This window comes from Arenimonas fontis, assembly GCF_008386465.1.
GTDB classification, from domain to species: Bacteria; Pseudomonadota; Gammaproteobacteria; order Xanthomonadales; family Xanthomonadaceae; genus Arenimonas; species Arenimonas fontis.
This window is the reverse complement of record NZ_VUOD01000014.1, coordinates 14852-41087: the sequence shown is the minus strand read 5'-3', so window position 1 is coordinate 41087 and position 26236 is coordinate 14852. Positions and strand designations below refer to the sequence as shown.

24 protein-coding genes and 2 tRNA genes are annotated in these 26236 nt (G+C 67.6%); 19 read left to right on the top strand and 7 right to left on the bottom strand.

Annotated elements, in window-relative coordinates:
* Positions 1-124: 124 nt before the first annotated feature.
* Positions 125-991, bottom strand: a complete 867-nt coding sequence (nadC, locus tag F0415_RS11965) for a carboxylating nicotinate-nucleotide diphosphorylase (protein WP_149861455.1) — start codon at positions 989-991, stop codon at positions 125-127.
* A complete protein-coding gene (locus F0415_RS11960) occupies positions 991-1257 on the bottom strand; it encodes a Trm112 family protein (RefSeq protein WP_149861454.1) in 267 nt (88 codons plus the stop codon). The genes nadC and F0415_RS11960 overlap by 1 nt, the downstream gene beginning before the upstream one ends.
* A 62-nt stretch (positions 1258-1319) precedes the next feature.
* On the opposite strand from F0415_RS11960, the gene purE reads away from it, so the two are divergent.
* A complete protein-coding gene (gene purE / locus F0415_RS11955) occupies positions 1320-1826 on the top strand; it encodes a 5-(carboxyamino)imidazole ribonucleotide mutase (RefSeq protein WP_149861453.1) in 507 nt (168 codons plus the stop codon).
* On the top strand, positions 1823-2968 hold the full coding sequence (locus tag F0415_RS11950) for a 5-(carboxyamino)imidazole ribonucleotide synthase (RefSeq protein WP_149861452.1): 1146 nt from the start codon (positions 1823-1825) through the stop codon (positions 2966-2968). The genes purE and F0415_RS11950 overlap by 4 nt, the downstream gene beginning before the upstream one ends.
* Position 2969: 1 nt before the next feature.
* Here the strand turns inward: F0415_RS11950 and F0415_RS11945 are convergent, their stop codons facing one another.
* Positions 2970-4022, bottom strand: a complete 1053-nt coding sequence (locus tag F0415_RS11945; RefSeq protein WP_149861451.1) for an ABC transporter ATP-binding protein — start codon at positions 4020-4022, stop codon at positions 2970-2972.
* Complete coding sequence (locus F0415_RS11940) at positions 4022-4600, bottom strand: superoxide dismutase (RefSeq protein ID WP_149861450.1); 579 nt, start codon at positions 4598-4600, stop codon at positions 4022-4024. The genes F0415_RS11945 and F0415_RS11940 overlap by 1 nt, the downstream gene beginning before the upstream one ends.
* 111 nt (positions 4601-4711) lie before the next feature.
* On the opposite strand from F0415_RS11940, the gene grxD reads away from it, so the two are divergent.
* From grxD to ppnN, 5 genes are all read left to right on the top strand, one after another.
* Positions 4712-5035, top strand: coding sequence for a Grx4 family monothiol glutaredoxin (grxD, locus tag F0415_RS11935; protein ID WP_149861449.1), 324 nt, complete (start codon positions 4712-4714; stop codon positions 5033-5035).
* Positions 5032-5790 (top strand): SDR family NAD(P)-dependent oxidoreductase, encoded by a 759-nt coding sequence (locus F0415_RS11930; protein WP_149861448.1) that lies wholly within the window; start codon positions 5032-5034, stop codon positions 5788-5790. Before grxD ends, F0415_RS11930 begins: the two co-directional genes overlap by 4 nt.
* On the top strand, positions 5787-6374 hold the full coding sequence (locus F0415_RS11925; protein WP_149861447.1) for a YhgN family NAAT transporter: 588 nt from the start codon (positions 5787-5789) through the stop codon (positions 6372-6374). Before F0415_RS11930 ends, F0415_RS11925 begins: the two co-directional genes overlap by 4 nt.
* A 245-nt stretch (positions 6375-6619) precedes the next feature.
* Positions 6620-9805 (top strand): TonB-dependent receptor, encoded by a 3186-nt coding sequence (locus F0415_RS11920; RefSeq protein WP_149861446.1) that lies wholly within the window; start codon positions 6620-6622, stop codon positions 9803-9805.
* Between the two features lie 110 nt (positions 9806-9915).
* Positions 9916-11295: a nucleotide 5'-monophosphate nucleosidase PpnN gene (gene ppnN / locus F0415_RS11915; protein ID WP_149861445.1), complete on the top strand. Its 1380-nt coding sequence runs from the start codon at positions 9916-9918 to the stop codon at positions 11293-11295.
* Here ppnN and F0415_RS11910 read toward each other — a convergent pair.
* Positions 11292-12326 (bottom strand): sensor histidine kinase, encoded by a 1035-nt coding sequence (locus F0415_RS11910; RefSeq protein ID WP_149861444.1) that lies wholly within the window; start codon positions 12324-12326, stop codon positions 11292-11294. The two genes, ppnN and F0415_RS11910, sit on opposite strands and share 4 nt — an antisense overlap.
* Before the next feature lie 166 nt (positions 12327-12492).
* Between F0415_RS11910 and F0415_RS11905 the strand changes: the two genes are divergently transcribed.
* The 6 genes from F0415_RS11905 to F0415_RS11880 are packed head-to-tail and all read left to right on the top strand — an operon-like array spanning position 12493 to position 19436.
* Positions 12493-13065: a GspH/FimT family pseudopilin gene (locus F0415_RS11905; protein ID WP_149861443.1), complete on the top strand. Its 573-nt coding sequence runs from the start codon at positions 12493-12495 to the stop codon at positions 13063-13065.
* A gap of 8 nt (positions 13066-13073) precedes the next feature.
* A complete protein-coding gene (gene pilV / locus F0415_RS11900; protein WP_149861442.1) occupies positions 13074-13526 on the top strand; it encodes a type IV pilus modification protein PilV in 453 nt (150 codons plus the stop codon).
* Between the two features lie 2 nt (positions 13527-13528).
* A complete protein-coding gene (locus F0415_RS11895) occupies positions 13529-14638 on the top strand; it encodes a PilW family protein (RefSeq protein WP_149861441.1) in 1110 nt (369 codons plus the stop codon).
* Between the two features lie 5 nt (positions 14639-14643).
* Complete coding sequence (locus F0415_RS11890; protein WP_188310383.1) at positions 14644-15195, top strand: pilus assembly PilX family protein; 552 nt, start codon at positions 14644-14646, stop codon at positions 15193-15195.
* Positions 15196-15212: 17 nt separating this feature from the next.
* A complete protein-coding gene (locus tag F0415_RS11885; RefSeq protein ID WP_149861439.1) occupies positions 15213-19019 on the top strand; it encodes a PilC/PilY family type IV pilus protein in 3807 nt (1268 codons plus the stop codon).
* A gap of 3 nt (positions 19020-19022) precedes the next feature.
* Positions 19023-19436, top strand: a complete 414-nt coding sequence (locus tag F0415_RS11880) for a type IV pilin protein (RefSeq protein ID WP_149861438.1) — start codon at positions 19023-19025, stop codon at positions 19434-19436.
* 81 nt (positions 19437-19517) lie between these two features.
* Here the strand turns inward: F0415_RS11880 and F0415_RS11875 are convergent.
* Together F0415_RS11875 and F0415_RS11870 are read right to left on the bottom strand one after the other, a co-directional pair.
* Positions 19518-19594 (bottom strand) — tRNA-Asn (locus tag F0415_RS11875).
* A gap of 68 nt (positions 19595-19662) precedes the next feature.
* Positions 19663-20202: a GspH/FimT family pseudopilin gene (locus tag F0415_RS11870; RefSeq protein ID WP_188310382.1), complete on the bottom strand. Its 540-nt coding sequence runs from the start codon at positions 20200-20202 to the stop codon at positions 19663-19665.
* Between the two features lie 148 nt (positions 20203-20350).
* Between F0415_RS11870 and uvrB the strand changes: the two genes are divergently transcribed.
* The 6 genes from uvrB to rplT all read left to right on the top strand — a co-directional run bounded on the left by uvrB (position 20351) and on the right by rplT (position 26148).
* Entirely contained in the window at positions 20351-22369 is a 2019-nt protein-coding gene (gene uvrB / locus F0415_RS11865; RefSeq protein ID WP_149861436.1) for an excinuclease ABC subunit UvrB, read from the top strand.
* Between the two features lie 71 nt (positions 22370-22440).
* Positions 22441-22515: transfer RNA gene (locus F0415_RS11860), tRNA-Val, on the top strand.
* Positions 22516-22805: 290 nt separating this feature from the next.
* Positions 22806-24713: a threonine--tRNA ligase gene (gene thrS / locus F0415_RS11855; RefSeq protein WP_149861435.1), complete on the top strand. Its 1908-nt coding sequence runs from the start codon at positions 22806-22808 to the stop codon at positions 24711-24713.
* A 38-nt stretch (positions 24714-24751) separates the two neighbouring features.
* Positions 24752-25279 (top strand): translation initiation factor IF-3, encoded by a 528-nt coding sequence (gene infC / locus F0415_RS11850; RefSeq protein ID WP_210244190.1) that lies wholly within the window; start codon positions 24752-24754, stop codon positions 25277-25279.
* Positions 25280-25573: 294 nt separating this feature from the next.
* Entirely contained in the window at positions 25574-25777 is a 204-nt protein-coding gene (gene rpmI, locus F0415_RS11845) for a 50S ribosomal protein L35 (protein WP_026816738.1), read from the top strand.
* Positions 25778-25788: 11 nt separating this feature from the next.
* Entirely contained in the window at positions 25789-26148 is a 360-nt protein-coding gene (gene rplT, locus F0415_RS11840; RefSeq protein ID WP_149861433.1) for a 50S ribosomal protein L20, read from the top strand.
* The last annotated feature ends 88 nt before the right edge of the window (positions 26149-26236 follow it).

The following is a 26236-nucleotide window of genomic DNA, read 5'->3' as shown; positions in this document are numbered from 1 at the left end:
GGTCAGATCAAAGGGTCAGATCAAAGGGTCAGATCAAAGGGTCAGATCAAAGGGTCAGATCAAAGGGTCAGATCAAAGGGTCAGATCAAAGGGTCAGATCAAAGGGTCAGATCAAAGGGTCAGATCAGGGGTCGGAGGGCGGCGGACCGAAGCGGAGCGAGAGGTCCAGGGCGCGGACATGTTTGGTCAGCGCGCCGATGGAGACGTAGTCCACCCCGATCGCCGCCAGCGCCGTCAGGCGTTCCGCGGTGACGCCGCCCGAAACCTCCAGTGGAATCCGCCCGGCTGCCCGGCGCAGGGCTTCGCGCAGATCCCGGTCGGAGAACTCGTCCACGAGGATGCGGTCGCAGCCGGTGGCCAGGGCCTGGTCCAGTTCGTCCAGCGTTTCCACTTCGATGATCAGCGGCAGTGCCGGGTGCCGGGCACGGGCCGCGGCCGCAGCCGCTGCGATCGAACCGGCGGCATGGATGTGGTTTTCCTTGAGCATCACCGCGTCGTACAGACCCATCCGGTGGTTGGCGCCGCCTCCGCAGCGCACAGCGTACTTCTGTGCCTGGCGCAGTCCGGGCAGGGTCTTGCGCGTGTCCAGGATGCGGGTCCGGCTGCCGGCCACCCGGGCCACGCAATCGGCGGTGGCAGTGGCGGTGCCGCTGAGGGTCTGTAGGAAGTTCAGCGCCGGCCGCTCGGCGCTGACCAGGGCCCGGGCGCGTCCCGACAGTTCTACCAGCACCGCGCCGGCGCCGACCGCCTGGCCTTCGTCCACCCGCCAGTGGATCTCCACTCCAGGGTCGAGGCTACGGAAGCAGGCGTCGAACCAGGGACGGCCGGCGATCACGCCCGGCTCCCTGGCGATGACATGGGCGATCGCCGGTCGGTCGGGCAGCAGCTCGGCGGTGGCATCGCCCGGGCCCAGATCCTCGGCCAGGGCACGGGCGACATCCGCCGCCACCGTCTCGGCCGGGGGTGGCGAGGGAGGTGGGCGACTCGCCATCAGCGCGGGAAGCCGTCCACCTGGGCCGTGTCCAGCGCCTCGTCGGCCAGCAGCACCGGGATGCCGTCGTCGATCCGGTAGACGGTGCGGCGGTCGCGGGTGATCAGGCCCTCGGCCAGCGGCTCGGTCTGGGGGCTGCCATCGGCACGCCGGATGCCGCCGGCGGCAATGGCGGCATTGATGGCGTCGCGCTCGGCGCCGCTGAGCAGCGCCAGCGGCTGGCGGCTGGTCGGGCAGCAGAGGATGTCGAGCAGCTTGCGGTCCATGGGGCTTGGTGTCCGTGGGCGGGAATGCCGTCTAGAATAGCCTTTTGCCGCAGGCGACCGCCATGAACCAAGCCGCCTCCGCCCCGCTGGTCGGGGTAGTCATGGGTTCCCGTTCCGACTGGGAGACGATGCAGCATGCCGTTTCCCGGCTGGACCAGCTCGGCGTGCCGCACGAAGTGCGGGTGGTGTCGGCGCACCGCACCCCTGATTTGCTGGTGCAGTACGCGAGGACCGCCCGCGAGCGTGGCCTGCGCGCCATCATCGCCGGCGCCGGCGGGGCGGCCCATCTGCCCGGCATGCTGGCGGCCATGACGTCGCTGCCGGTGCTGGGCGTGCCGGTGCAGAGCAAGGCGCTCAACGGCCTGGACTCCCTGCTTTCCATCGTGCAGATGCCGGCCGGCGTGCCGGTGGCCACCTTTGCCATCGGCGCGGCCGGCGCCGCCAACGCCGGCCTGTTCGCCGCCGCCCTGCTGGCAGCCGAGCACGCCGGCATCCGCCGGGCCCTGGACGACTTCCGCGCCCGGCAGACCGCCGAGGTGCTGGACAAGCCGGACCCGCGGCAGCCGTGACCACCGTCGGCATCCTGGGGGGCGGGCAGCTGGCCCGCATGCTGGCGCTTTCCGGTGCGCCGCTGGGCCTGCGCTTCCTGGTGCTGGACTCGGTGGCCGACGCCTGCGCCGCCCAGTTCGCCCCCCTGCTGCAGGCGGACTACCGCGACCAGGCCGCCCTGGCCGAATTCGCCGCGCGCGTGGACGTGGTCACCTTCGATTTCGAGAACGTACCGGCCGAAAGCGCCGGCTGGTTGGCGGAGCGGGTGCCGGTGTTCCCCAGTCCGCGCGCGCTGGCGGTGGCCCAGGACCGGATGGCGGAAAAAACCCTGTTCCGCGACCTGGGCATTCCGGTGCCGCCGTTTGCCGCGGTGGATTCGCGCGAAACGCTGGACGCGGCCCTGGCCGCCATCGGCACACCCTGCATCCTCAAGACCCGTCGCCTGGGCTACGACGGCAAGGGCCAGTTCCGCCTGCGCGGGCCCGCGGACGCCGACGCGGCCTGGGCGGCGCTGGGCGCGCAGGCCGGTACGGTCGGCCTGATCCTCGAGGGTTTCGTGGCCTTCCAGCGCGAACTGTCGGTGGTGGCGGTGCGCAGTCGGGAGGGTGAATTGCGCGCCTGGCCGCTGACCGAGAACTGGCATGTGGACGGCATTCTCTCGGCCAGCCTGGCGCCGGCAAGCGCCGAGCCCGGCCTGCAGCGCCAGGCCCTGGAGGCGGCGGGCAAGGTGGCCGCGGCCCTGGACTATGTCGGCGTTTTCGCCCTGGAGCTGTTCCTGCGTGACGGCGTGCTGCTGGCCAACGAGATGGCGCCACGCGTGCACAACTCCGGGCACTGGACCATCGAGGGTGCCGAGACCTCCCAGTTCCAGAACCATCTGCGCGCGGTACTGGGCCTGCCCCTGGGCGAGGTGCGGCCGCTAGGTCACAGCTGCATGCTCAACTGGATCGGCGAGTTGCCACCGGCAGCGCCGGTGCTGGCCGAGCCCGGCGGACACTGGCACGACTACGGCAAGTCCCCGCGGGCCGGCCGCAAGGTCGGTCATGCCACGCTGCGCGCCGACGATCCGCAGGAACTGGCGGCAGCGCTGGAGCGCGTGGGTCGGGCCCTGGGCCGGCAAGCCCAGGTGGCGCCGGTGGCCGCGCGCCTGCGCGGAGCCTGAATCAGCCGTCCGCGGCTGCGGGGAATACCACGACGTGCGCCAGGTCCGGTCGGACCCGGACCCGCTCGCCCACGCGTTTCTGCTGGTGGCTGGGAAACAGCGCCGCCAATGCGGTACCGTCGGCCAGCACCAGCGTGTGCAGCGACTCCGCTCCGCGGAAGGCGACCGCGCCGACCTCCGCCTCGATGCCTTCGTGTTCGCTCAGCACCAGATCGTCGGGTCGCAGAAGCACCTGTACGCGGCTACCTTCGGCGCATTCCAGGCCTGCCGGCAGATCGAGTTCGCCAAGCGGAGTGCGCAGGCGGCGGTTGGCCGCCACCCGTGCCGGCAGCAGCCGGCCCTCGCCGACGAAGGAGGCCACGAACGGGGTGGCCGGCCGGTGATAGAGCTCGAAGCCGGGGGCCCATTGCAGCAGCCGACCGCCCTGCATCACCCCGACCCGGTCGGCGAAGGCGAAGGCCTCTTCCTGGTCGTGGGTGACCAGCAGGGCGGCGATGCCCAGCTGTTTGAGCAGAATGCGCAGTTCGTCGCGCAGCCGACCGCGCAGGTCGGCGTCCAGGCTGGAGAAGGGCTCGTCCAGCAGCAGCAGGTCGGGGCGCGGCGCCAGCGAGCGGGCAAGGGCGACGCGTTGTTGCTGGCCGCCGGACAGCTCGTGCGGGTAACGGCCGCCCAGACCGTCCAGGCCGAGCAGGGCCAGGGTTGCGGCGACGCGTTCGCGGCGTGCAGCCGGCTGCAGCCGGTGCAGGCCGAAGCCGACGTTGCCCGCCACGCTAAGATGCGGGAACAGCGCCAGATCCTGGAAAACGAAGCCCAGCCCGCGCTGCTCGGGCGGCAGCGGGAGGGCGTCGCGGCCGCGCAGGCGCAGGGCGCCGGACGCAGGCGGATGCAGGCCGGCGATGGCCCGCAGCAGGGTGGTCTTGCCGCAGCCGCTGGGTCCGAGCAGGCAGCCCAGCTCGCCCGGCCGCAGGTCCAGGCTCAACTCGCGGACGGCCGGCCGCCCCGCGTAGTCGCAGGACAGCCGGTCGGCTTCGAGCAGGAGCCCGGGAGTGGGCATCAGGCCATCTGGCTCTCGACGAAGTCCCAGTTCACCAGGTTCCAGAACGCCTCGACGTACTTCGGCCGGGCATTGCGGTAATCGATGTAATAGGCGTGCTCCCACACGTCGCAGGTCAGCAGGGGCTTGTCGTTGCCGGTGATCGGCGTGGCGGCGTTGGGCGTGCTGACCAGCGCCAGGGCACCGTCCGGGCGCTGCACCAGCCAGGCCCAGCCGGAGCCGAATGTGGTGACCGCGGTCTGGGTGAACTGTTCCTTGAAGGCCGCGAAGGAGCCGAACGCCTTGTTGATGGCGTCGGCGAGCTTGCCGCCCGGTTCGCCGCCGCCGCCCGGCTTTAGGCAGTTCCAGTAGAAGGTGTGGTTCCAGACCTGGGCGGCGTTGTTGAACATGCCTCCCTGGGCCTTGCGGACGATGGCTTCCAGATCGAGGTTCTCGAACTCGGTGCCCTTGATCTGGTTGTTGAGGTTGGTGACGTAGGCCTGGTGGTGCTTGCCGTAGTGGTAATCGATGGTCTCGGCCGAGATGTGCGGCTCCAGGGCAGTGCGGTCGTAGGGCAGGGCGGGCAGTTCGATGGCCATGGCTGTCTCCGGTTCGTTCCGTTGATGGCGCCTTCGGGCGGCGCCCGAGCCGTATAATTCTAGCCCCATCGCGCCCCGGCCCGGACGGGCGCCCACGCAACGGAGCTTCGCATGAGCGTCATGGACCGCATCAAGACGGTGGTCGAGTCCCATCCCATCGTGCTTTTCATGAAAGGTACGCCGCAGTTTCCGATGTGCGGCTTTTCCAGCCGCGCGGTACAGGCCCTGAAGGCAGCCGGCGCCGTCGGCTACCACACCGTCAACGTGCTGGAGGACCCGGAGGTCCGCGCCAACCTGCCGCGCTATTCCGATTGGCCCACCTTCCCGCAGCTGTTCATCAACGGCGAGCTGATCGGGGGCTGCGACATCACCGTCGAACTGTACGAGAGCGGCGAGCTGGCCCGCATGGTCGCCGAGGCGCAGAAGGGCGCATGAGCGCGACCCACGCGCCGCCGCCGGAGGTCGCCGCCGATGCCCTGGCCGGGCGGGTGGTGGTCGTCACCGGCGCCCACGGCGGCTTGGGCGCGGAGGCAGCAAAGGCCTGCGCCCGCGCCGGCGCCACCGTCGTGCTGCTGGGCCGGCGCGTGCCCAAGCTCAATCGGGTCTATGACGCGCTCAAGACCCTGGGGCCGGAGCCGGCCATCTATCCGATGGACCTGGCCGGCGCCGACCCTGCCGACTTCGCCGAGCTTGCGGCCAGGGTCGCGGGCGAGCTGGGCGGCCTGCACGGCCTGCTGCACTGCGCGGCCGAGTTCACCGGTCTGGCACCTCTGGCCACCGTCGATCCGGAGGCCTTCGTGCGTTGCCTGCATGTGAACCTGAGCGCGCCCTGGCTGCTGACCCAGGCCTGCCTGCCGCATCTGGAGAAGGAGTCCGACAGTGCCGTCGTCTTCGTCACCGACGACCCGGCCAGGGTAGGCGGGGCCTACTGGGGCGCGTACGGCCTGGCCAAGCAGGCCCTGGCCGCCTTGGTCCGCCAGCTCAGCGCCGAGACCGACACCGGCAGCGTCCGGGTCAGCGGGCTGGAGCCCGGGCCGATGCGCACCGACCTGCGCGCGCGCGCCTATGCCGACGAAGCCCGGCTGCGGGTACCCGCGCCGGCGGCCTATGCCCCGGCCTGCGTGCATCTGCTTTCCCCGGCCGGCGCCGCTTTCCGTGGCCGGGTCTGGACGCCGCGGGTGCCGGCATGACCACGCTCTCGGCGGCCCTGCTGCTGTTCCTGATCCTGGATCCCCTGGGCAACATCCCGGTGTTCCTGGGCCTGCTCAAGCCCTTGCCGGCCAGGCGCCGACGGGTGGTGCTGGCGCGCGAACTGCTGATCGCCCTGGTGGTGCTGTTCGTTTTCCTGTGGGTGGGCAGGCACGTACTGGAGCTGATGCACCTGCGCCAGCAGTCGGTGGCCATCGCCGGCGGCATCGTGCTGTTCCTGATCGGCCTGCGGATGATCTTCCCCAGTCCGGAAGGGCTGTTCGGCGACGCCCCGGAGGGCGAGCCCTTCATCGTGCCCTTGGCCATCCCCCTGGTGGCGGGTCCTTCCGGGATGGCGGCGGTGATGCTTCTGGGCAGCCAGTACCCCGGCCGGATGCTGGACTGGAGCCTGGCCCTGGTTCTGGCCTGGGCGGCCACGGCGGCCATCCTGTTCTCCGCGACCTACCTGTACAAGGTGCTGGGCAAGCGGGTGCTGGTGGCGGTCGAACGGCTCATGGGTATGCTGTTGGTGGCCATTTCGGTGCAGATGCTGCTCGATGGCGTCAAGGCCTACCTGGCGGCCTGAGCGTCCGGCGTGGCCGCCCAAGGCGCCGGGAGGGGCGCTGGCGGCCGGGTCTTCAGGGGTCCCGGCGCTGTCACATGAATGACAAGTAACCGGATTACCGTGTTAAACTCTTGTTATTGACCGGGCAGCAGGGGGCATCCCGCCGGCAGATATCAAGGAACCACGACACCCGCCCGAACGGGTGCGGCGGCTGGAAGCCGCGTCATCAGGATTCTTCTCGTCATCCCAAAACCAGGGTTCACACCATGACCAATCGCAACCGGGTACGGCTTTCGAAGCTTTCCCTCGGCCTGGCCTTCGCGCTGGCCGCCGCTCCGGCCTTCGCGCAGCAGACCTCCGCTGCCCTCGGCGGCGTCGTGACCTCCGAACAGGGTCAGCCGATCGCCGGCGCCGAGGTGATCATCGTCCACACTCCCTCGGGTACCACCTCCCGCGCCACCACCGATGCCAGCGGCCGTTACAGCGCCCGCGGCCTGCGCGTGGGCGGCCCGTATACCGTCACCGTGATCCGCGACGGCTTCCAGAGCGAGGTGCAGGAGAACGTGTACCTGGTACTGGGCGAATCCTCCTCGGTGAACGTGGACCTGGCCGCGGCCCAGGCCACCGAACTCGAGGCCATCACGGTGACCGGGGAGCTGGGCTCCACCGTGTTCAGCCCGACCAAGTTCGGCACCGGCACCGACCTCACCTCCGACCAGCTGGAAGGCTTCCCGTCCATCCGCCGCGACCTCCAGGACTACGTCCGTCTGGATCCACGCATCTCCCAGACCGACAAGGAGCGCGGCGAGATCTCCGCCGGCGGCCAGAACACCCGGTACAACTCGATCACCATCGACGGCGTCACCACCAACGATACCTTCGGCCTGGAATCGAACAACCTGCCGACGGAACGGCAGCCGATCTCGATCGACACCATCGAGGCGGTCCAGGTCAACGTCGCGAACTACGACGTCACCCAGACCAGGTACACCGGCGCCAACATCAACGCCGTAACCAAGTCGGGCACCAACGAGTTCAGTGGTTCGCTGTATTACATCTATCGCGATTCCGACATGGTCGGCGACGACCCGGACGGCAACGAGTTCAACGGGTTCATTGACGAAGAGACCTACGGTGGAACCTTCGGCGGCCCGCTGATCAAGGACACGCTGTTCTTCTTCCTGAACTACGAGAAGTTCACCCGCTCCTCGCCGCGTCCCGACTTCTGCCCGTCCGACGTGGCCTGCTCGAACCCGATCAGCGGCCTGACCTCCGCCGACGTGGCCGAGGCCCAGCGTATCGCCCGCGATGTCTGGGGCTTCGACATCGGCGGAACGAGCATCGGCGATCTCAAGAACGAAACCGAGAACGTCCTGGTCAAGTTCGACTGGAACATCAACGAAAACCACCGCGCCAGCTTCCGCTACACCTCGGTGGAGCAGAACCAGCTGATCACGCCGAACCTCGACAGCGACGAGTTCTCCCTTTCCAGCCACTGGTACGACCAGGTCAAGACTTTCGATACCTATGTCGCCCAGCTGTACAGCGACTGGAGTGACAACCTGTCGACCGAGGTCAAGCTGAGTTACCGCGAGTACGAGTCCGCGCCGCAGACCTTCTCCCGCCTGCCGCAGGTCATCATCGATCTCGGGCCCGCTGAAATCGCCGGCGGCACCGAGCAGTTCCGTCACGCGAATCTGCTGCAGACCGAAACTTTCAACGCCTATTTCGCTGCCGATTGGTTCATCGGTGACCATCAGGTGAAATTCGGCGCCGACTACGAGTCCAACGACATCTTCAACCTGTTCCTGGAGTCGTCGCTGGGCAACTACCGCTTCACCAGCCTGGCCGACTTCGAGACCGGCGCCTACGACAGTTACCTGTACCGCACCTCGACGACGGGCAACGTCAACGACGCCGCCGCGGACTTCACCCTCGACAACCTCGGTTTGTTCGTTCAGGACACCTGGTCGGTCAACTACAACCTGACGCTGCAGTTCGGCCTGCGCCTGGACGTGCCGTCCGTGGACGATCGTCCGCCGTTCAACGCCGACGTGCTTTCCACCTTTGGTTACGACAACACCGCCACCATCGACGGCAATGAGTTGATCCAGCCGCGCTTCGGCTTCAACTACACGTTCGACACCGAGCGTCCGACCCAGTTGCGCGGCGGTTTCGGCCTGTTCCAGGGCTCCGCCGCCAACGTGTGGCTGGCCAACCCCTACACGAATAACGGCCTCACCATCGCCGTGTACGAGGACCGTCTGGGCGTGGGCGTCTTCGAGCCAGATCCCGACAACCAGCCGACCCCGGTCTCGGTTCCCCCGGCGGCCGACGTCGACCTGATCCATCCGGACCTGGAGCAGCCGTCGGTGTGGAAGGCGAACCTGGCATTCGACCACGAGCTCCCCTTCTGGGGGCTGGTCGCCACCGCCGAACTGCTGTTCACCGAGGTGGAACAGGCGATCTTCTACGAGCACCTGAATCTGGGCGCGCCCACCGGCGTCGGGCCGGATGGCCGTCTGATGTACTGGAACGCCGCCGGTTACGATCCCGCCAACTGGACCCAGTTCGGTTCCAACCCGAGCGGCAGCGGAGTGCTGAACCGCGCCAATCGCGATTCCGCCTATCGCGACGTGGTCCTCGCCCGTCCCACTGGCAAGGGCAACGGCCAGAGCCTGACGGTTTCGCTGACCAAGCCGTTCACCAACGACAGCAACCTGTTCTGGCAGGTCGGCTACTCGTTCAACAACGCCACTGAAGTGAGCCCGTTGACCTCCAGCCGCGCCATCTCCAACTGGAACGGCCGGGCCATCTTCAACCCCAACGAGGAAGTGGCATCCCGTTCGAACTACACGGTCCGCGACCGCTTCACCGCGGCGATGACCTACCGGCATTTCTTCTTCGACAACTACAAGACCGAGTTCTCGGTCTTCTTCGAGGGCCGTTCCGGCAAGCCGTTCAGCTACACCTTCGACAACGATGCCAACGGCGACGGCATCTTCGGCAACGATCTGCTGTACGTGCCGACTGGCCCTGGCGACGTCCTGTTCGGTTCGGCGGCCGAGGAAGCGGCTTTCTTCGCCTACCTCGATGCCAATCCGGAACTGGCCAGGTACCGCGGCCGGGTGGCGGAGCGTAACGGCGAGCGCGCGCCTTGGGTGAACACTTTCGACGTGCGTATATCCCAGGAGCTGCCGGGCTTTTTCGAAGGCCACAAGTCGGAGATCTGGCTGGACGTCCTGAACGTCGGCAACCTGATCAACGACGACTGGGGCCGCATCGAAGAGGTCGGTTTCCCCCTGAACCGGGGTATCGTCGAGTACGGCGGCATCGATCCGGTTACCGGCAAGTACGTGTACCGGTTCAACACGCCCGACGGCACCTTCGTTCGTGACAACGCCGGCGAGTCCCGCTGGTCGGTTCAGGTGGGCTTCCGCTACCGGTTCTGAAGCCGGAGCGGGGTTTCAGGTCCAGAACGGCCGGCGGCAACGCCGGCCGTTTTCTTTTCCGCTACAGTGGGCGGCCGAGACACATTGAGAGCAAGCACGGAAACCCGAAGATGGACCATCCCTCCACCGATGCCACGGTCAATGCACGCATCTCCCCCCGCGGCGGCCTGGACATCCTGTCGCGGGTCGAAGTGGCCCGCCTGCGCGATGCCAGTCAGGGCGGCCTGGGCGAACTGTTGCGCCGCTGCGCCCTGGCGGTGCTGACCACCGGCAGTGATTCCGACGACCCGCGCGAGGCTTCGCAGCGGTACCCGGATTTCGCCATCGAGGTGCAGCAGCAGGACCGCGGCATCAAGATCGAGCTGCGCAACGCCCCGGCCACCGCCTTCGTGGACGGTGAGATCATCCGCGGCATCGCCGAGAACCTGTTCGCGGTGGTCCGCGACATCGTCTACAACGCCAACGAGATCGCCGCCAGTCCGCGTTTCGACCTGGGCACCGGCGTTGGCATCACCGAAGCCGTGTTCGAAATCCTGCGCAACGCCAGGGTAATGAAGTCCTTCCAGGATCCGAACCTGGTGGTTTGCTGGGGCGGCCATTCGATCAACCGCGCCGAGTACCTGTACACCAAGAAGGTGGGCTACGAGCTGGGCCTGCGCGGCCTGGACATCTGCACCGGCTGCGGCCCGGGCGCCATGAAGGGGCCGATGAAGGGCGCCACCATCGCCCATGCCAAGCAGCGGCACTGGAAGCCACGCTACATCGGCATCACCGAGCCAGGCATCATTGCCGCCGAGTCGCCCAACCCGATAGTCAACCACCTGGTGATCATGCCGGACATCGAGAAGCGCCTGGAGGCCTTCGTCCGGCTCGGTCATGGCATCATCGTGTTCCCGGGCGGCGTCGGCACGGCCGAAGAGATCCTCTACCTGCTCGGCCTGCTGCTGCACCCCGAGAACGAGACTCTGCCTTTCCCGCTGATCCTGACCGGCCCGGCCGAATCGGCGGCCTACTTCGAGCAGATAGACCAGTTCCTGCGCCTCAGCCTGGGCGAGGCGGCGACCAGCCGCTACCAGATCGTCGTGGACGACCCTGCCAGGGTGGCCCGGCTGATGAAGGAAGGCCTGCGCAAGGTGCGCGAGCACCGGCTGGACGGCAAGGACGCCTTCTTCTTCAACTGGTCGCTGCACGTGCCCTTCGAGTTCCAGCAGCCGTTCGAGCCGACCCATGCCGCCATGGGCGCGCTGAACCTGCACCGCGACCAGCCGCTGCACCTGCTGGCGGCCGACCTGCGCCGGGCCTTCTCCGGCATAGTCGCCGGCAACGTCAAGGAAATCGGCATGCGGCAGATCGAGAAGCACGGGCCGTTCCAGATCGATGGCGACAAGGACATCATGCGCGCCCTCGACCAGCTGCTGGCCGCCTTCGTGGAGCAGCGGCGCATGAAGATCTCCGGCCGCTACGAACCCTGCTACCGGGTGGTCGGCTAGGCGGCCGTCCGCGGCAGGCGGATGACGGCGACGTAGCGCCCGTCCTCCACCCGCGTCTCCAGCCGGCCCTGGCCGCCGCTCAGGGCCTCGACGCGCTCGCGCGCCGAGGCCAGGCCGACCTGGTGGCCGGGCGCCGGCCGCGTGCCGGGGGCGGGCAGGTCGTTGCGCACCATGATCCGGACCTCGGCCGCGTCCTGCTCGACCTCGATGTCCAGGCGCCCGCCCTGCGGCGAGGGCTCGATGCCGTGGCGGATGGCGTTCTCGACCAGCGGCTGGATGGACAGCGTCGGCACCCGCACCGGTGGCAGCGGCTCGGGCAGCTGCCAGGCCACCTGCAGGCGCGGCCCGAATCGCAGGGCTTCGATTTCCAGATAACGCCGGGCCAGCCCCAGCTCGTCTTCCAGCGGCAACTCGCCGGGCCCGGCCAGGGCCGCGCGGAACAGGTCCGACAGATCCAGCAGCAGGCGTTCCGCCTCGCCCGGTCTGGCATGAACCAGCGCCGCTCCCGTGTTGAGCGTGTTGAACAGGAAATGCGGCCGGATGCGGGCCTGCAAGGCCTCCAGTTCGGCCTGCTTGGCCCGGACCGCGGCCAGGCGGCCACGCCAATGGTTGTCGAAGGCGGCCAGCCCCAGCAGGCCCACGGTCAGGGTGATGCCCGACACCTGCAGGCCCAGGTCTACCCAGTCAACCGGCCGGGCCGGGTCTCCGGGGCCCAGCATCAGGCTGATCAGCAGGGTCAGCAGCCAGCACACGGCCAGGCCGACCGCCAGGGCGACGGCGGCGACCCTCTGCGGTGGCAGGCGATTCAATCGCCGCCGGGCCAGATACAGCACGCCGAGAGTGAGCAGGCTGGTCCACTGGATCCACAGCGAGGCGAGGCCGAAATACACCCAGCGATCTTCCGGAAGGCCGGGGGCCAGGGCCAGCACGGCCGCCAGGCCCTCCCCGCCGAGCATGATCCAGAGCAGGGCCCGGGCCTGCCAGAGCACGTCCAGCGGGCGGGCGGCAGCATGGAGGGGGGAGGGCGGCATGCAAGGTCCCTGGTGTCGGACGGCGCCGACATGATGCCCGCAAATGCCGGTATCGGACGCCGGTGCCTACCGCCTGGCCCGGCGTCCCGGCCGCTCGTCGGCCTGCCGTGGCATTCCCCGGTCGGACCGGCCTAAGTTGCCGGCAATGGCCTGATGGGAGGGGACCATGTCGTCCGTCGTCGAACCCGGTTGCTCGGGTGCTTCCCGCTCCGGGGGCTTCACCCTGATCGAATTGCTGGTCACGGTGGCCGTGCTGGCGGTGGTGCTGGGGCTGGCCGTGCCCAGCTTCCAGGGCATCATCCAGCGCAACCGCCTGACCGCCGCGGCCAACGAGCTGGTCGCGGCCGTGCAGCTGGCCCGCGCCGAGGCCATCCGCCGCAACCGCCAGGTCGTGCTCTGTCCGACGCTGGACGGGGCCGCCTGCAGCGGCAGCAACTGGATGCGCACCATCGTCAGGGTGCCCTCGAGCAACGAGGTGGTGCGCGAGTTCCTGGTCACCGGCAGCGGCATCTCGATCACCGGCAGCGCCAACGTCGCCGCCAATAGCCAGATCGCCTTCAACCCGAACGGCCTGGTACGGGTCGGCGGCGGCAACGATACCAGCGGCGTGCTGTCGGTCTGCTCCAGCCGGGTCACCCAGGCGGAGAACACCCGCGACGTGCAGATCGCCGTCAGCCGGGTCAGCGTCGAAGTGCGCGACGGCGGTGCCGGCTGCGCGTCCGCACAGGTCCAGGACTGAGGTAGCCGATGAACCGTCTCGACCACACCCCCGGAGTCGGCCGCCAGCGCGGCACCAGCCTGATCGAGGTGCTGGTGGCGGTGCTGGTGCTGGCCATCGGCCTGCTCGGCATTGCCGCCCTGCAATCGCTCACCCTGAAGAACACCCAGAGCGCCTCCGAACGGACGGCCGCCATCATCCAGAGCTACGCCATCCTGGACATGATGCGGGCCAACCGGGATGACGCGCTCGCCGGCCGCTACAACGAGGGCTATCGGTGCTCGCCGCCGGCCGACACTAGTACCCGGGTCAACGCCGACCGGGCGCTCTGGATCGCCCAGCTGCAGCAGAGCGTGGGCCCGACCGCCTGTGCCCGCATCGCCTGCAACGCCAACGATTGCGCCGTGGATATCCGTTGGAATGACGAGCGCGCCACCGGCGGCAGCGCCGAACAGGAAATCAGTACCAGGACCAGGCTCTGACCATGCGCATCCATCGCAAGCAACCGACGATCACGCGGGCCGTCCAGGCCGGCTTCTCCCTGATCGAGCTGATGATCGCACTGCTGATCGGCCTGCTGGTGGTGGCGGCCGCGGGTGGCGTGTTCATCTCCAACAAGCGCGTCTACAACGCCTCCGAGACGGTCAACCGTATCCAGGAAGGCATCAGGGTCGGTTTCGAGCTCATGTCGCGCGATATCCGTGAGGCGGGCGGCAACCCCTGTTCGGCGTCGGCGCCCGTGATCAACCAGATGACTTCCGGCGGCAATGACTGGTGGGCCAACTGGGGCGACGGGATCCGCGGTTATTCCGGAGCCGACGCCATGCCGGGAACGGTGGCGGGCATGGGCGTGTTCGGCACCGGCGTCGGCCAGCGCGTCGCCGGTACCGATGCCGTCGAGATCAATTCCGCCCTGGGCGGCGGGATCCGGGTCGTGGACCACGCCCAGCCCAGCGCGGTGGTCCAGGTGACCAACCAGGGCGACATACAGGAGGACGACATTCTGGTGATCTGCAACATGGACTATTCGTTCATCTTTCAGGTCACCGCGTTGCCGAGCTCCAACCAGATCCAGCACAACAGCGGCACCAGCCTCAACTGTGCCCAGGAGTTCCAGTACGAAAATCCCTGCACCGGGACCGGTGCCAGCGGCGCCTTCGGCTACTGCTTCGTCCCCGGTGCCACGCCCAGCGCCCAGTGCGACGGCTTCGGGCGCGGGCCTGCCTACGTGGCCAGGGTGGGTTCGGTGCGCTGGTACGTCGGCAACAATGCCCGTGGCGGCCGGTCCCTCTACCGGGCAACCATCTCCAACCGCTCGAATACCAACACGCCGGATACCCTGCACGAGGTCTATGAAGTCGTCGAAGGGATCGAGGACCTGACGGTGACCTACCTGGAAGCCGGCGAGAACACCTACACCGCTCCGGCCGGGGTCGCCGACTGGGGACAGGTGGTGGCCGTCCGCATTCGACTGGACATGGTGGGCACCGAAGGCGCGCTTACCGCAAGCGAGATCCAGGGCACCGACGGCCAGGTCCTGGGCAGGACCCTGACCCACGTGGTGCAGCTGCGCAACCGGGAGGCGGTACTGTGAGCCGAATGAACCATGCCGCGGCTGGCCGGCAGTCCGGCGTCGCCCTGATCGTGGTCTTGCTTCTGTTGCTCGTCGTCACCGTGCTCGGACTGGCGGCCATGAGGGGCACGGTGATGCAGGAGCGCATGAGCGGCAATGCCAACGCCCGCGCCAAGGCCTTCCAGTTCGCGGAGGCGGTGCTCCGGGAGGCGGAGGTGGTGGCGGCATCCAGGCCGCCCATCCCGGCTTCCGGTTGCGTGGACGGTGTTTGCGCGATGGTGGCGCCCACCGCTACGCCGCCCTGGGAGTCGCCGACCTTCTGGACGACCGCCGGCGCCGGCTACCGCGTTTCCGGCCAGGAGCTCCAGGACACCGAATTCAACCTCGTCGCCCGCTACGTGATCGAGGACATGGGCGAGGGCAATGCGCCCTCGGCGGGGTGCACCAGCGACATCGACATGTCCGCCCCCGGCTGCGGCGGCGGCAGCTCCAATGCCCAGAACTACCGCATCACCGCCTACGCGCGCCTGGGAGATGGCGCCGAGGTGGTGCTCCAATCCGGCTACCAGGTGCCGTAAGGCAGGTGGGTACTTCCATGAACAGCAAGCGTAACCGCTCCGTCCGCAAGCAGGCCTTGGCAGCCGCCCTCGCCTTCGGCGCCACCCTGCTGGCGCTGCCGGTCAGTTCGGCCCTGGCGCAGAGCTTCCCGGATTTTCCCTTGCAGACGGGCGCCGGGAACATCGAACCGAACATCATGTTCATCCTCGACGATTCCGGCTCGATGTCCTTCGAGGACATGCCCAATCCGGACCTGTCGTCCGTGTGCCGGCGCAACAACAGCGGCGGCTGCGCCGGCAACACCATCACAGACTTCACCTATACGAGCAACACCATCTACTACGATCCGGCAGCGGATTACGACCCCTGGGTTACCACTGACGGCAGCCAGATGACGGGCGGCACTACGCTGCAGGCCGTGTACGGCTCCTTCAACCATGCCGGAAGCGGTCATGGCGGCGAAAGCGACACCATCGACCTGACCGACACGGGAAGCTGCGAGACCTATGACCGCAACGGCTCCAACACCACGGTGTGCGGCGGGGTTCAGACCTTCTACGTGCCCAAGGATACGAGCCAGACCGGCAGCACCTATCTGCGCGAGACCCGCAATTACTACCGCTACCAGATCCGCATGATCGGTGGGGTGCCCAGGATGGTCCGCAGCGAGCTGGTGCTTGGCGGCGGCTACGGCGATTTCCCGCCGGTCGCCAACGTGCTGGTCAGCGACAACGATATCGACCTGAACAACAACAACAACCTCTATTACACGTTCACCGTTCCTGCGGACACGGTTCTGCTGAGGGCGCAGACGGTCGGCAATGATCCCGATGCGGACATCTACATCCAGCGTCAGACCGGCTGGAACAGCTGGGATACCGTTTGCAGCGCGACCGGTAACAGCAGCAACGAAACCTGCGATGTGTCCAACCCCCAGCCCGGGTCGTACCGTGTTCGGGTCTTCGCAGATTCCACCTTCAACAACGTGTCGCTGACCGTCACGGCGATGGTTTCCCAGGGCGATTTCGGTTGCGCGCCGGTGTCGAGCAGCAGTTACGGCTGGGGTGGCTGCACCTATGCCACGCCGAGTGGCCGCAGCGAGGCCGACGAATTCACCAACTACGCCACCTGGTTCTCCTACCACCGTACCCGCATGAAGGTGGCCAAGTCGGGCGCCAGCGCCGCCTTCGCGCAGCTGGGCAACAACGTCCGGGTCGGTTTCCGCACAATCCACAACCGGAACACCTTCAACATCCCCGTCGATGACGGCAATGACGGCATCTTCGAGGGGAGCTCACGCGGCACCTGGTTCGGACGTCTTTTCGGCGCTCTCGGAAGAAGCAACACGCCGTTGCGGGCCTCGCTTTACGATGTCGGCGAGTATTTCAGCGACTCTTCCGCCACCGGGCCATACGGCCCGGCCAGCGCCGGCGACCAGTTGGCGTGCAGGCAGAACTTCGCCATCCTGACCACCGACGGCTTCTGGAACGGCAGCATCGGCTCGCGTTCCATCGGTGACCAGGACGGCACGAGCGGCTCGGCGATCTACAACCCCGAAGACGATACCACGGCGGTCAGGTACAGCCGGTCCCACCCCTACCAGGACACCGGCAGCAGCACCAACTACAGCAATACCCTGGCAGACGTGGCGATGAAGTACTGGAAGACCGACCTGCGGCCGGACCTGGACAACATCGTCCCGCCCGGCGCGCAGAACCCGGCGTTCTGGCAGCACATGGTCACCTTCGGCATCTCGATCGGCCTGAAGGGCACCCTCGACCAGGGCTCGGTGGCCCAGGTGCTGCAGGACGGCCGTCCGCGCCGTAACGGTAACGATGTTGACTGGCCCGATCCGACCGATGCCGAGAACGCCGAGCGCATCGACGATCTGCTGCATGCCGCGGTCAACGGCCATGGCGAGTTCATCGCCGCCACCAGCGCGGAGCAGTTCCGCGACTCCCTGACCGCCGTCCTGGGCCAGATCCAGTCGCGCCTGGCCTCCGGCTCCAACGTCGCCACCAACAGCACCACCTTCCAGTCCGACACCCGGGCCTTCCAGGCCACCTACCGGACCGGGTCCTGGACCGGCGAGTTGTCGGCCTACAGCGTGACCCGCTCGGGCGGCATCGCCAGCACGCCCGATTGGCGCGTGACCGACCGCATCGCCGCCACCTATGCCGACAACCAGTCCGGCAACGACTTCCACAACCGGGTCGTGCGCACCTGGGATACCTCCGGGGCGGGCGGCGGCGCGGCCTTCCCGACCGCCGCCCAGAGCACCCTGCTGACCCGTTCGACCGGGCCGGCGCCCGTCACCGGCGCGAACAACGCCGCCTACATCAAGGGCGACCAGTCCCTGGAACTGGCCCGCGGCGGAGTGCTGCGCAACCGCACCACGGTCCTGGGCGACATCATCAACTCCTCGCCCTTCTACATCCGCGATACCGAAACCATCTACGTCGGCGCCAACGACGGCATGCTGCACGGCATAGATGCGCTCAACGGCAACGTCCTGTTCTCGTACGTGCCGGCGGGCGTGAACTTCGCCAAGCTTGCCACGCTCAGCGATCCGGCCTACACCCACGGCTTCTTCGTGGACGGTCCGGTGACGGTGTCCAGCTACCGGGTGCAGTCCGGCAAGAACTATCTGGTCGGCACCCTGGGGCGTGGCGGCAAGGGCGCCTTCGCGCTCGACGTAAGCGACGTCAGGCACAACAACGCCAACAGCCGGTTCACCAACAGCCACGTGCTTTGGGATCACACGGCCACGACCGACGCCGACATGGGTTACGTCACGGGCTTGCCGCTGATCGTGCGCGGCAACAACGACGTCGTCCTGGCCATCGTCCCCAACGGCATAGACAGCGCCAACGGCAGCGCCACGTTGTACGTCTACAACGTCACCAACGGCAACCAGCTGGCGAAGATCGTCGCCGACAGCTCGGGCGGCAACGGGTTGGCTTCGCCGCGCGCGGCCGACCTCGATGGCGACGGCAAGGCGGATTACATCTACGCCGGCGACCTGAGGGGCAATGTCTGGAAGTTCGACTTCACCTCCAACAATCCCAACAGTTGGGGTGTGGATGCCGACGTCGGCGGCCCCCTGTTCGTCGCAACCGACGCCAACGGCGACCGGCAGCCGATCACCGGCGGTATCGCCCTGGCGCGGGAACCGGGGACGAACAAGATCTGGCTCACCTTCGGTACCGGCAAGCTGATCACCATCAGCGACCTTTCTTCGACCGACATCCAGACCTGGTACGGCATCATTGACGATGACGCGGCCATTGGCCGTGACGACCTGACCGCCCGCGAGATCGCCATCGTCGGCACGAATGCCGACGGCCGTCCTGTGCGGGCCTTCGAGGAGTTCTCCGAGTTGCCGGATGGCTCGATGGGCTGGTACGTGGATCTGGACGAACCGACACCGGGCGAGCGCGTGGTCAGCGGCGCCCGGGTCAGCGGCCGGGCAGCCTTCGTGTCCAGCGTCATACCCTCGGCCGGCGACGGCTGCGAAGCCGGCGGCGGCGGCTACCTGAATGCCATAGACATGTTCACCGGCACCAGCGCAGAGGGTTCGGAGGGTGGTGGCTCCGCTTCCTTCTTCGACGTGGACGGTTCCGGCACCGGCGCGGACGACACCATTACCGATGGCGACGGCAATACCCTGCCGATCGGTTCCATCGACCTGGGTATCGGCATGCCGACCGAATCGAGCCAGATCGAGGATCTGGTGCTGGTCTGCGGTTCCGACGGTACCTGCGAAGAAGTGCCGGCCGCGCCGGGCGCGACCGGGGTGGGGCAACCGCGCCGCACGTCCTGGCGAGAGATCTTCGGAGACTGAGCGATGAGCAGCAGCAAGCAGAGCCGCGGTTTCACCCTGATCGAGTTGATGATCGTGGTGGCGATCCTGGCCATACTGGCCGCGATCGCCTACCCGGCCTACATCAACCACACCACCAATTCGCGCAGGGCTGCCGCGGCGGGGTGCCTGATCGAGCTCAGCCAGTTCATGGAGCGCTACTACACGACAGAGTTGACCTACACGGGCGCCGCCTTGCCGGCCGGTACCGCCTGTCAGGCGGATCTCGCGCCCTTCTACACCTTTGCCCTTTCGGGCGTCACGGCCAGCACCTACACGATCCAGGCAACCCCGCAGGGCGCGCAGCTGCGCGACACCAAGTGCGGCACGATCGGCCTGGACCAGAGGGGAGCTCGGACCGAATCGGGTACCGCCGCCGATGCCAGCGAGTGCTGGTAGGCGATCGGTTCACCGAGGCAAGGTTCACCGAGGCAAGGAAAAGGGCCCGCATCGCTGCGGGCCCTTTTCATCTCAGACATCTGGCGCCCGAAGTTGGACTCGAACCAACGACCCCCTGATTAACAGTCAAGTGCTCTAACCGGCTGAGCTATTCGGGCGGGGACGCGCATTTTAAACCACCACCCCCCGGGGTCAAGTCCTGATCAGGCGGGGTTTCGTCGGTGTTTCAGGGCTGGAAGGGGCAGGGCAGATCCCGGCCCAGGCCGCTTTCGCTGCGGACGCGGCCTGCCAGGTTGACCACCACCCGTCCGATCAGGCGGGTATCGCCGCGTCGGCACACGCTGAGGCTGATGTTGTTGCCCCCGGCCATGCCGCTCGGCTGGTAACGAACCCGGTGCCGCCCGGGTGTTGCCCGTATCGGCGGCTCCCCGGGCCGGCGCTGGACGTGCCGGAGCACGGCCTCGGGCCCCGCCGGTTGTCCGCTGCGGTTCGCATCAACGAACACCAGCCAACCCTCGTCCCAGACCAGGTCGGTGCGGCAGCGCAGGCCCTCGGCACTTGGGCAGACACTCACGGGTCGGCCGCGGGTCACCGCCGCCATCCGTGCCATGACCAGGGACGCAGTCAGGCCATGCAGGGCATCCAGTGCCTGGGCGCGTTCCCGCAACAGGGCCAGCGAGGGCAGGGCCAGACCGAGGGTGATGCCGAGCACGGCCACGGTGACGACCAGCTCGGCCAGGGTGAAACCGTGGTGGTGGCATCGCATCGGCATGGCTCCGTGACCTGCATGGCCACAGGCTGGCGCGTGGCGCCCCACCGCCGCCGTCGGCCGGTGCTGCATGCCCGGGTAGGGGACCGAACCTGTCCTCCGTGCGTGGCTATACTGCCTGCTTGCCCGGAATTCGCGAGACGCCGTGTCCGACGACCGCTTCCAGCTCAGCGCCCCTTACCAGCCGGCCGGCGACCAGCCGCAGGCCATCGAGCGCCTTGTGCAGGGTTTCCAGGCCGGCCTGGCCCACCAGGTGCTGCTGGGCGTCACCGGCTCGGGCAAGACCTTCACCATCGCCAACGTCATCCAGCAGGTGCAGAAGCCGACCCTGGTACTGGCCCACAACAAGACCCTGGCGGCGCAATTGTACGGCGAGTTCAAGTCCTTCTTCCCGAACAATGCCGTCGAGTACTTCGTCAGCTACTACGACTACTACCAGCCCGAGGCCTACATTCCCGCCACCGACACCTTCATCGAGAAGGACAGCAACATCAACGAGCACATCGAGCAGATGCGCCTGTCCGCCACCAAGGCCCTGCTCGAGCGCCGCGACTCCATCGTCGTGGCCAGCGTCTCGGCCATCTACGGCCTGGGCGATCCGAACGAGTACTTCCGGATGGTGCTGCACCTGGTCAAGGGCGACCGCATCGATCAGCGCGAACTGATCCGCCGCCTCACCGAAATGCAGTACAGCCGCAACGAGACCGAGCTGGTGCGCGGTGCCTTCCGTGTGCGTGGCGAGGTGGTGGACGTGCATCCGGCCGAGTCGGAGATCGAAGCCCTGCGCATCGAGCTGTTCGACGGCGAGATCGAGGCGCTGTCCCTGTTCGACCCGCTGACCGGCCATGTCAGCCGCAAGCTGCAGCGCTTCACCCTGTACCCGAAGTCGCACTACGTCACTACCCGGCGCACCGTCCTGGACGCCATCGAGACCATCAAGGCCGAGCTGCGCGAGCGCCTGGAGGTGCTGCACCGGGAGAACCGCCTGGTCGAGGCACAGCGCTTGCAGCAGCGCACCATGTACGACCTGGAGATGATGGCCGAGGTTGGCTTCTGCTCGGGCATCGAGAACTACAGCCGGCACCTGACCGGGCAGATGCCCGGCGAGCCGCCGCCCTGCCTGTTCGACTACCTGCCGCCGGACGCGCTGCTGGTGGTGGACGAGTCGCATGTGACCGTTCCGCAGATCGGCGCCATGTTCAAGGGCGACCGATCCCGTAAGGAGACCCTGGTCGAGTTCGGTTTTCGCCTGCCCTCGGCCCTCGACAACCGGCCGCTCAAGTTCGAGGAATGGGAGCGGCGATCGCCGCGCACCATCTTCGTCTCGGCCACGCCCGGTCCCTACGAGCTGGACAAGGCCGGCGGCCAGGTGGTCGAGCTGGTGGTTCGCCCGACCGGTCTGGTGGATCCCGAGGTCGAGGTGCGCCCGGTCGCCACCCAGGTGGACGATCTGCTCTCGGAGATCAATGCCCGCGTTGCCATGGGCGACCGCGTTCTGGTGACCACCCTGACCAAGCGCATGGCCGAAAACCTGACCGACTACCTGGCCGAGCACGACGTGCGGGTGCGCTACCTGCACTCGGATGTGGACACGGTCGAGCGGGTCGAGATCATCCGCGACCTGCGCCTGGGCAAGTTCGACGTGCTGGTCGGCATCAACCTGTTGCGCGAAGGCCTGGACATGCCGGAGGTCTCGCTGGTGGCGGTGCTGGACGCCGACAAGGAAGGCTTCCTGCGTTCCACCACCTCGCTGATCCAGACCATCGGCCGCGCCGCCCGCAACGTCCGTGGCAAGGCCATCCTGTATGCCGACCGCATCACCGACTCGATGAAGGCGGCCATGGAGGAGACCGCCCGGCGCCGGCAGAAGCAGGCGGAGTACAACCAGGCCCTCGGCATCACCCCCACCTCGATCCGGCGGGCGGTGATGGACGTGATGGAAGGCGCCCGGGCCGAGCCGGACCAGGCCCGCGGACGGGGCAGGGGGCGCAAGGTGGCCGAGCCGGCCCTCGACTACGCCACCCTGGACCCGGCCGCGCTGGCTGCCCGCCTGCGCGAGCTGGAGGAACGCATGCACCGGCACGCCCGCGACCTGGAGTTCGAGGAGGCGGCCAGGTGCCGGGACGAGATCCACCGGCTGCGCTCCCAGGGCCTGATGGCCTGAAGCCGGCCGGGCCGGCTGGCAGCCCGCCGTTGTCCCGGCTTCGGACCCATTGCTATACTTCGCGCCCCTTCGGGCGGTTAGCTCAGCGGTAGAGCACTACCTTGACATGGTAGGGGTCACAGGTTCGAACCCTGTACCGCCCACCATCCCGGCATCCGCGGGATGGGCCGAAGACCGGATTCCGAAGCCGCCTCCGGGCGGCTTCCGCGTTTCCGGGCCGCGCCGCCCGGCGCGATTGACTTCCGGCGGCCCCGGCCCTAAGTTTGGTCGCGAAACCGCTTGAACGAGGTGGCCCCGGGAAACCGGCGTCGAGCGTGCGACATGAGCACTACCACGCCCAGCTAGGACACGGCCAGGCTTCGCATCCGCGAGGGCGCCTGGCGCCCTTTTTTGTTGCCTGCGGCCAGCCCGCACCCATCGCCACCCCAGCAAACCCATGATCAACATCACCCTTCCCGACGGCAGCCAACGCTCCTTCGAACATCCCGTCTCCGTCGCCGAGGTCGCCGCCTCGATCGGCCCCGGCCTGGCCAAGGCCGCCCTCGCCGGCAAGGTGGACGGCAAGCTGGTGGATGCCAGCCACCGCATCGAGCGCGACGCCCGCCTGGAGATCGTCACCGACAAGAGCCCCGAGGCCCTGGACCTGCTGCGCCATTCCACCGCCCACCTGCTGGCCCAGGCCGTGCAGCGGCTGTACCCGGGCACGCAGGTGACCATCGGCCCGGTGATCGAGGACGGGTTCTACTACGACTTCGCCTACGAGCGGCCGTTCACGCCCGAGGACCTGCCGGCCATCGAGGCCGAGATGCACAAGATCGTCAAGGAAGCCCTGCCGGTCAGCCGCAGCGTCAAGTCGCGCGACGAGGCCGTGGCTTTCTTCAAGGGCCTGGGCGAGCACTACAAGGCCGAGATCATCCAGGCCATCCCGGCCGACGAGGAGCTGTCGCTGTACAGCCAGGGCGAGTTCACCGACCTGTGCCGCGGCCCGCACGTGCCCTCCACCGACAGGCTGCGCGCTTTCAAGCTGACGAAGGTGGCCGGCGCCTATTGGCGCGGCGACCACAACAACCGGATGCTCAGCCGCATCTACGGCACCGCCTGGGCCAACGACAAGGACCTCAAGGCCTACCTGACCCGCATCGAGGAAGCCGAAAAGCGCGACCATCGGCGCATCGCCAGGCAGCTGGACCTGTTCCACCTGCAGGAGGAGGGCCCGGGCCTGGTGTTCTGGCACCCGAAGGGCTGGGCGGTCTGGCAGGTGGTCGAGCAGTACATGCGCAAGGTCTACCGCGACAGCGGCTACCAGGAAGTGCGCTGCCCGCAGATCCTCGACGTCTCGTTGTGGAAGGCCTCGGGCCACTGGGACAACTACAAGGACAACATGTTCTTCACCGAGTCCGAGAAGCGGACCTATGCGGTGAAGCCGATGAACTGCCCGGGCCACGTCCAGGTCTACAACGCCGGCCTGCACAGCTACCGCGACCTGCCGATCCGCTACGGCGAGTTCGGCGCCTGCCACCGCAACGAGCCTTCCGGCGCCCTGCACGGCATTCTGCGGGTGCGCGGCTTCACCCAGGATGACGGCCACATCTTCTGTACTCCCGACCAGGTCGAGGCCGAAGTCACGGCCTTCCACCGCCAGGCCCTGCAGGTCTACCGGGACTTCGGCTTCGGCGAGCCGATGATCAAGATCGCCCTGCGCCCGGACTCGCGTCTGGGCGACGATGCGACCTGGGACCGGGCCGAGGAAGCCCTGCGCTCGGCCCTGCGGGCCGCCGGCGTACAGTGGGAGGAACTGCCCGGCGAGGGTGCCTTCTACGGCCCCAAGATCGAGTACCACCTCAAGGACGCCATCGGCCGCACCTGGCAGCTGGGCACCATGCAGGTGGACTTCATGATGCCGGCCCGGCTGGGCGCCGAGTACGTGGACGAGCACAGCCAGCGCCGGCATCCGGTGATGCTGCACCGCGCCATCGTAGGCTCGCTGGAGCGCTTCATCGGCATCCTGATCGAGAACTACGCCGGCGCCTTCCCGGTCTGGCTGGCACCGGTGCAGGCGGTGGTGCTGAACATCACCGACGCCCAGGCCGAGTACGTCGAGTCGGTACGGAAAACCCTTGCGAATCAAGGCTTCCGGGTTGCAGCAGATTTGCGGAACGAGAAGATCGGCTATAAAATCCGCGAGCACACGCTGCAGAAGGTGCCGTACCTGCTCGTGGCCGGCGACCGCGAACGGGACAACGGCCACATCTCGGTGCGCACCCGGTCGGGCGAGGACCTGGGTTCCATGCCGGTACAGGACTTCATCGACCGCCTGCAGGCGGAGAACGGCCCGGCCGCCTGAGCGCGGCCGGAACAAGGCAACCACCAGGAATCACGCGAATCAACACCACAGCCACTGAAAAGCGTAACCGCAGGAACCAGGAAATCCGCGTCCCCCGCGTGCGGGTGATCGGTTCCGACGGCGAGATGGTCGGCATCCTGTCGCGCGACGAGGCCCTGGCCCTGGCCGAGGACGCCGGGCTGGACCTGGTCGAGATACAGCCGAACGCCGACCCGCCGGTCTGCCGCATCATGGACTTCGGCAAGTTCATGTTCGAGCAGCAGAAGAAGGCCAGCGCGGCCAGGAAGAAGCAGAAGGTGGTCGAGATCAAGGAACTGAAGTTCCGCCCGACCACCGACGACGGCGACTACAACATCAAGATGCGCAACCTCCGCCGCTTCCTCGAGGAGGGCGACAAGGTCAAGGTCAATATCCGCTTCCGCGGTCGCGAGATGGCCCATCAGGAGCTCGGCCTGGAGATGGCCCGGCGCATCGAGGCCGACCTGGGCGACGAGGTGATCATCGAGCAACGCCCCCGCCTGGAGGGCCGGCAGATGATCATGATGATCGCCCCGAAGAAGAAGTGAGCCGCGGCCGGGCCCATGCCCCTGTCCGGGCTGAGCCGCGGCCGGGCCGGCGAGCACCGCCCGGTACCGTCGTGGCTACCCAAGTGGCGGATTCTGTTGCATAATCCGCGGCCCGCCGGCCTTCCGGCGGGCTCCCGGTACGGTTCCCGGGCCCGGTCATCCGGGCGAAAACCGCTATGGACCAGCCGCAAATCCCTTCGGATACAGCGGCTTACAAGCCGGTCAGGGCAGGATGGAAAGCGTGGCGTCGGCCACCGCCCGGGCCAGTAACGAACAGACCCTCAAGGGACGACCATGGCCAAGATCAAGATCAAGACCAATCGGGCGGCCGCCAAGCGCTTCCGGAAGACCGCTTCCGGCAAGTACAAGGCCGGCCACGCCAACCGTAGCCACATCCTCACCAAGAAGGCGACCAAGCGGAAGCGCAACCTGCGGCAGACGAACCACGTCCGCGCCGAGGATGCCGGCCGTCTGGACCGCATGCTGCCGTACCTCTGAGGAGATAAGTCATGGCACGAGTCAAGCGTGGCGTCACGGCGCGTCGCCGCCACAAGAAGATCATCAAGCTGGCGAAGGGTTACTACAACGCCCGTCGCAAGGTTTTCCGCGTCGCCAAGCAGGCGGTCACCAAGGCGCAGCAGTACGCCTACATCGGCCGCAAGCAGAAGAAGCGCCAGTTCCGCAGCCTGTGGATCGTGCGCATCAACGCCGCGGCCCGTCAGTACGGCCTGAGCTACAGCCGGCTGATGAATGGCCTGAAGAAGGCCAACATCGAGCTCGACCGCAAGGCCCTGGCCGACCTCGCGGTGCACGACATCGCCGCCTTCGGCCAGGTCGCCGAGCAGGCCAAGCGCGCCCTCGCGGCCTGAGGCCGACAGCCCGCGGCGATCGCCGCGGCAAGGCAATGCCGGAACGGGGAAGGGCGCGAGTCCTTCCCCGTTTCGTTTTCGCAGCACC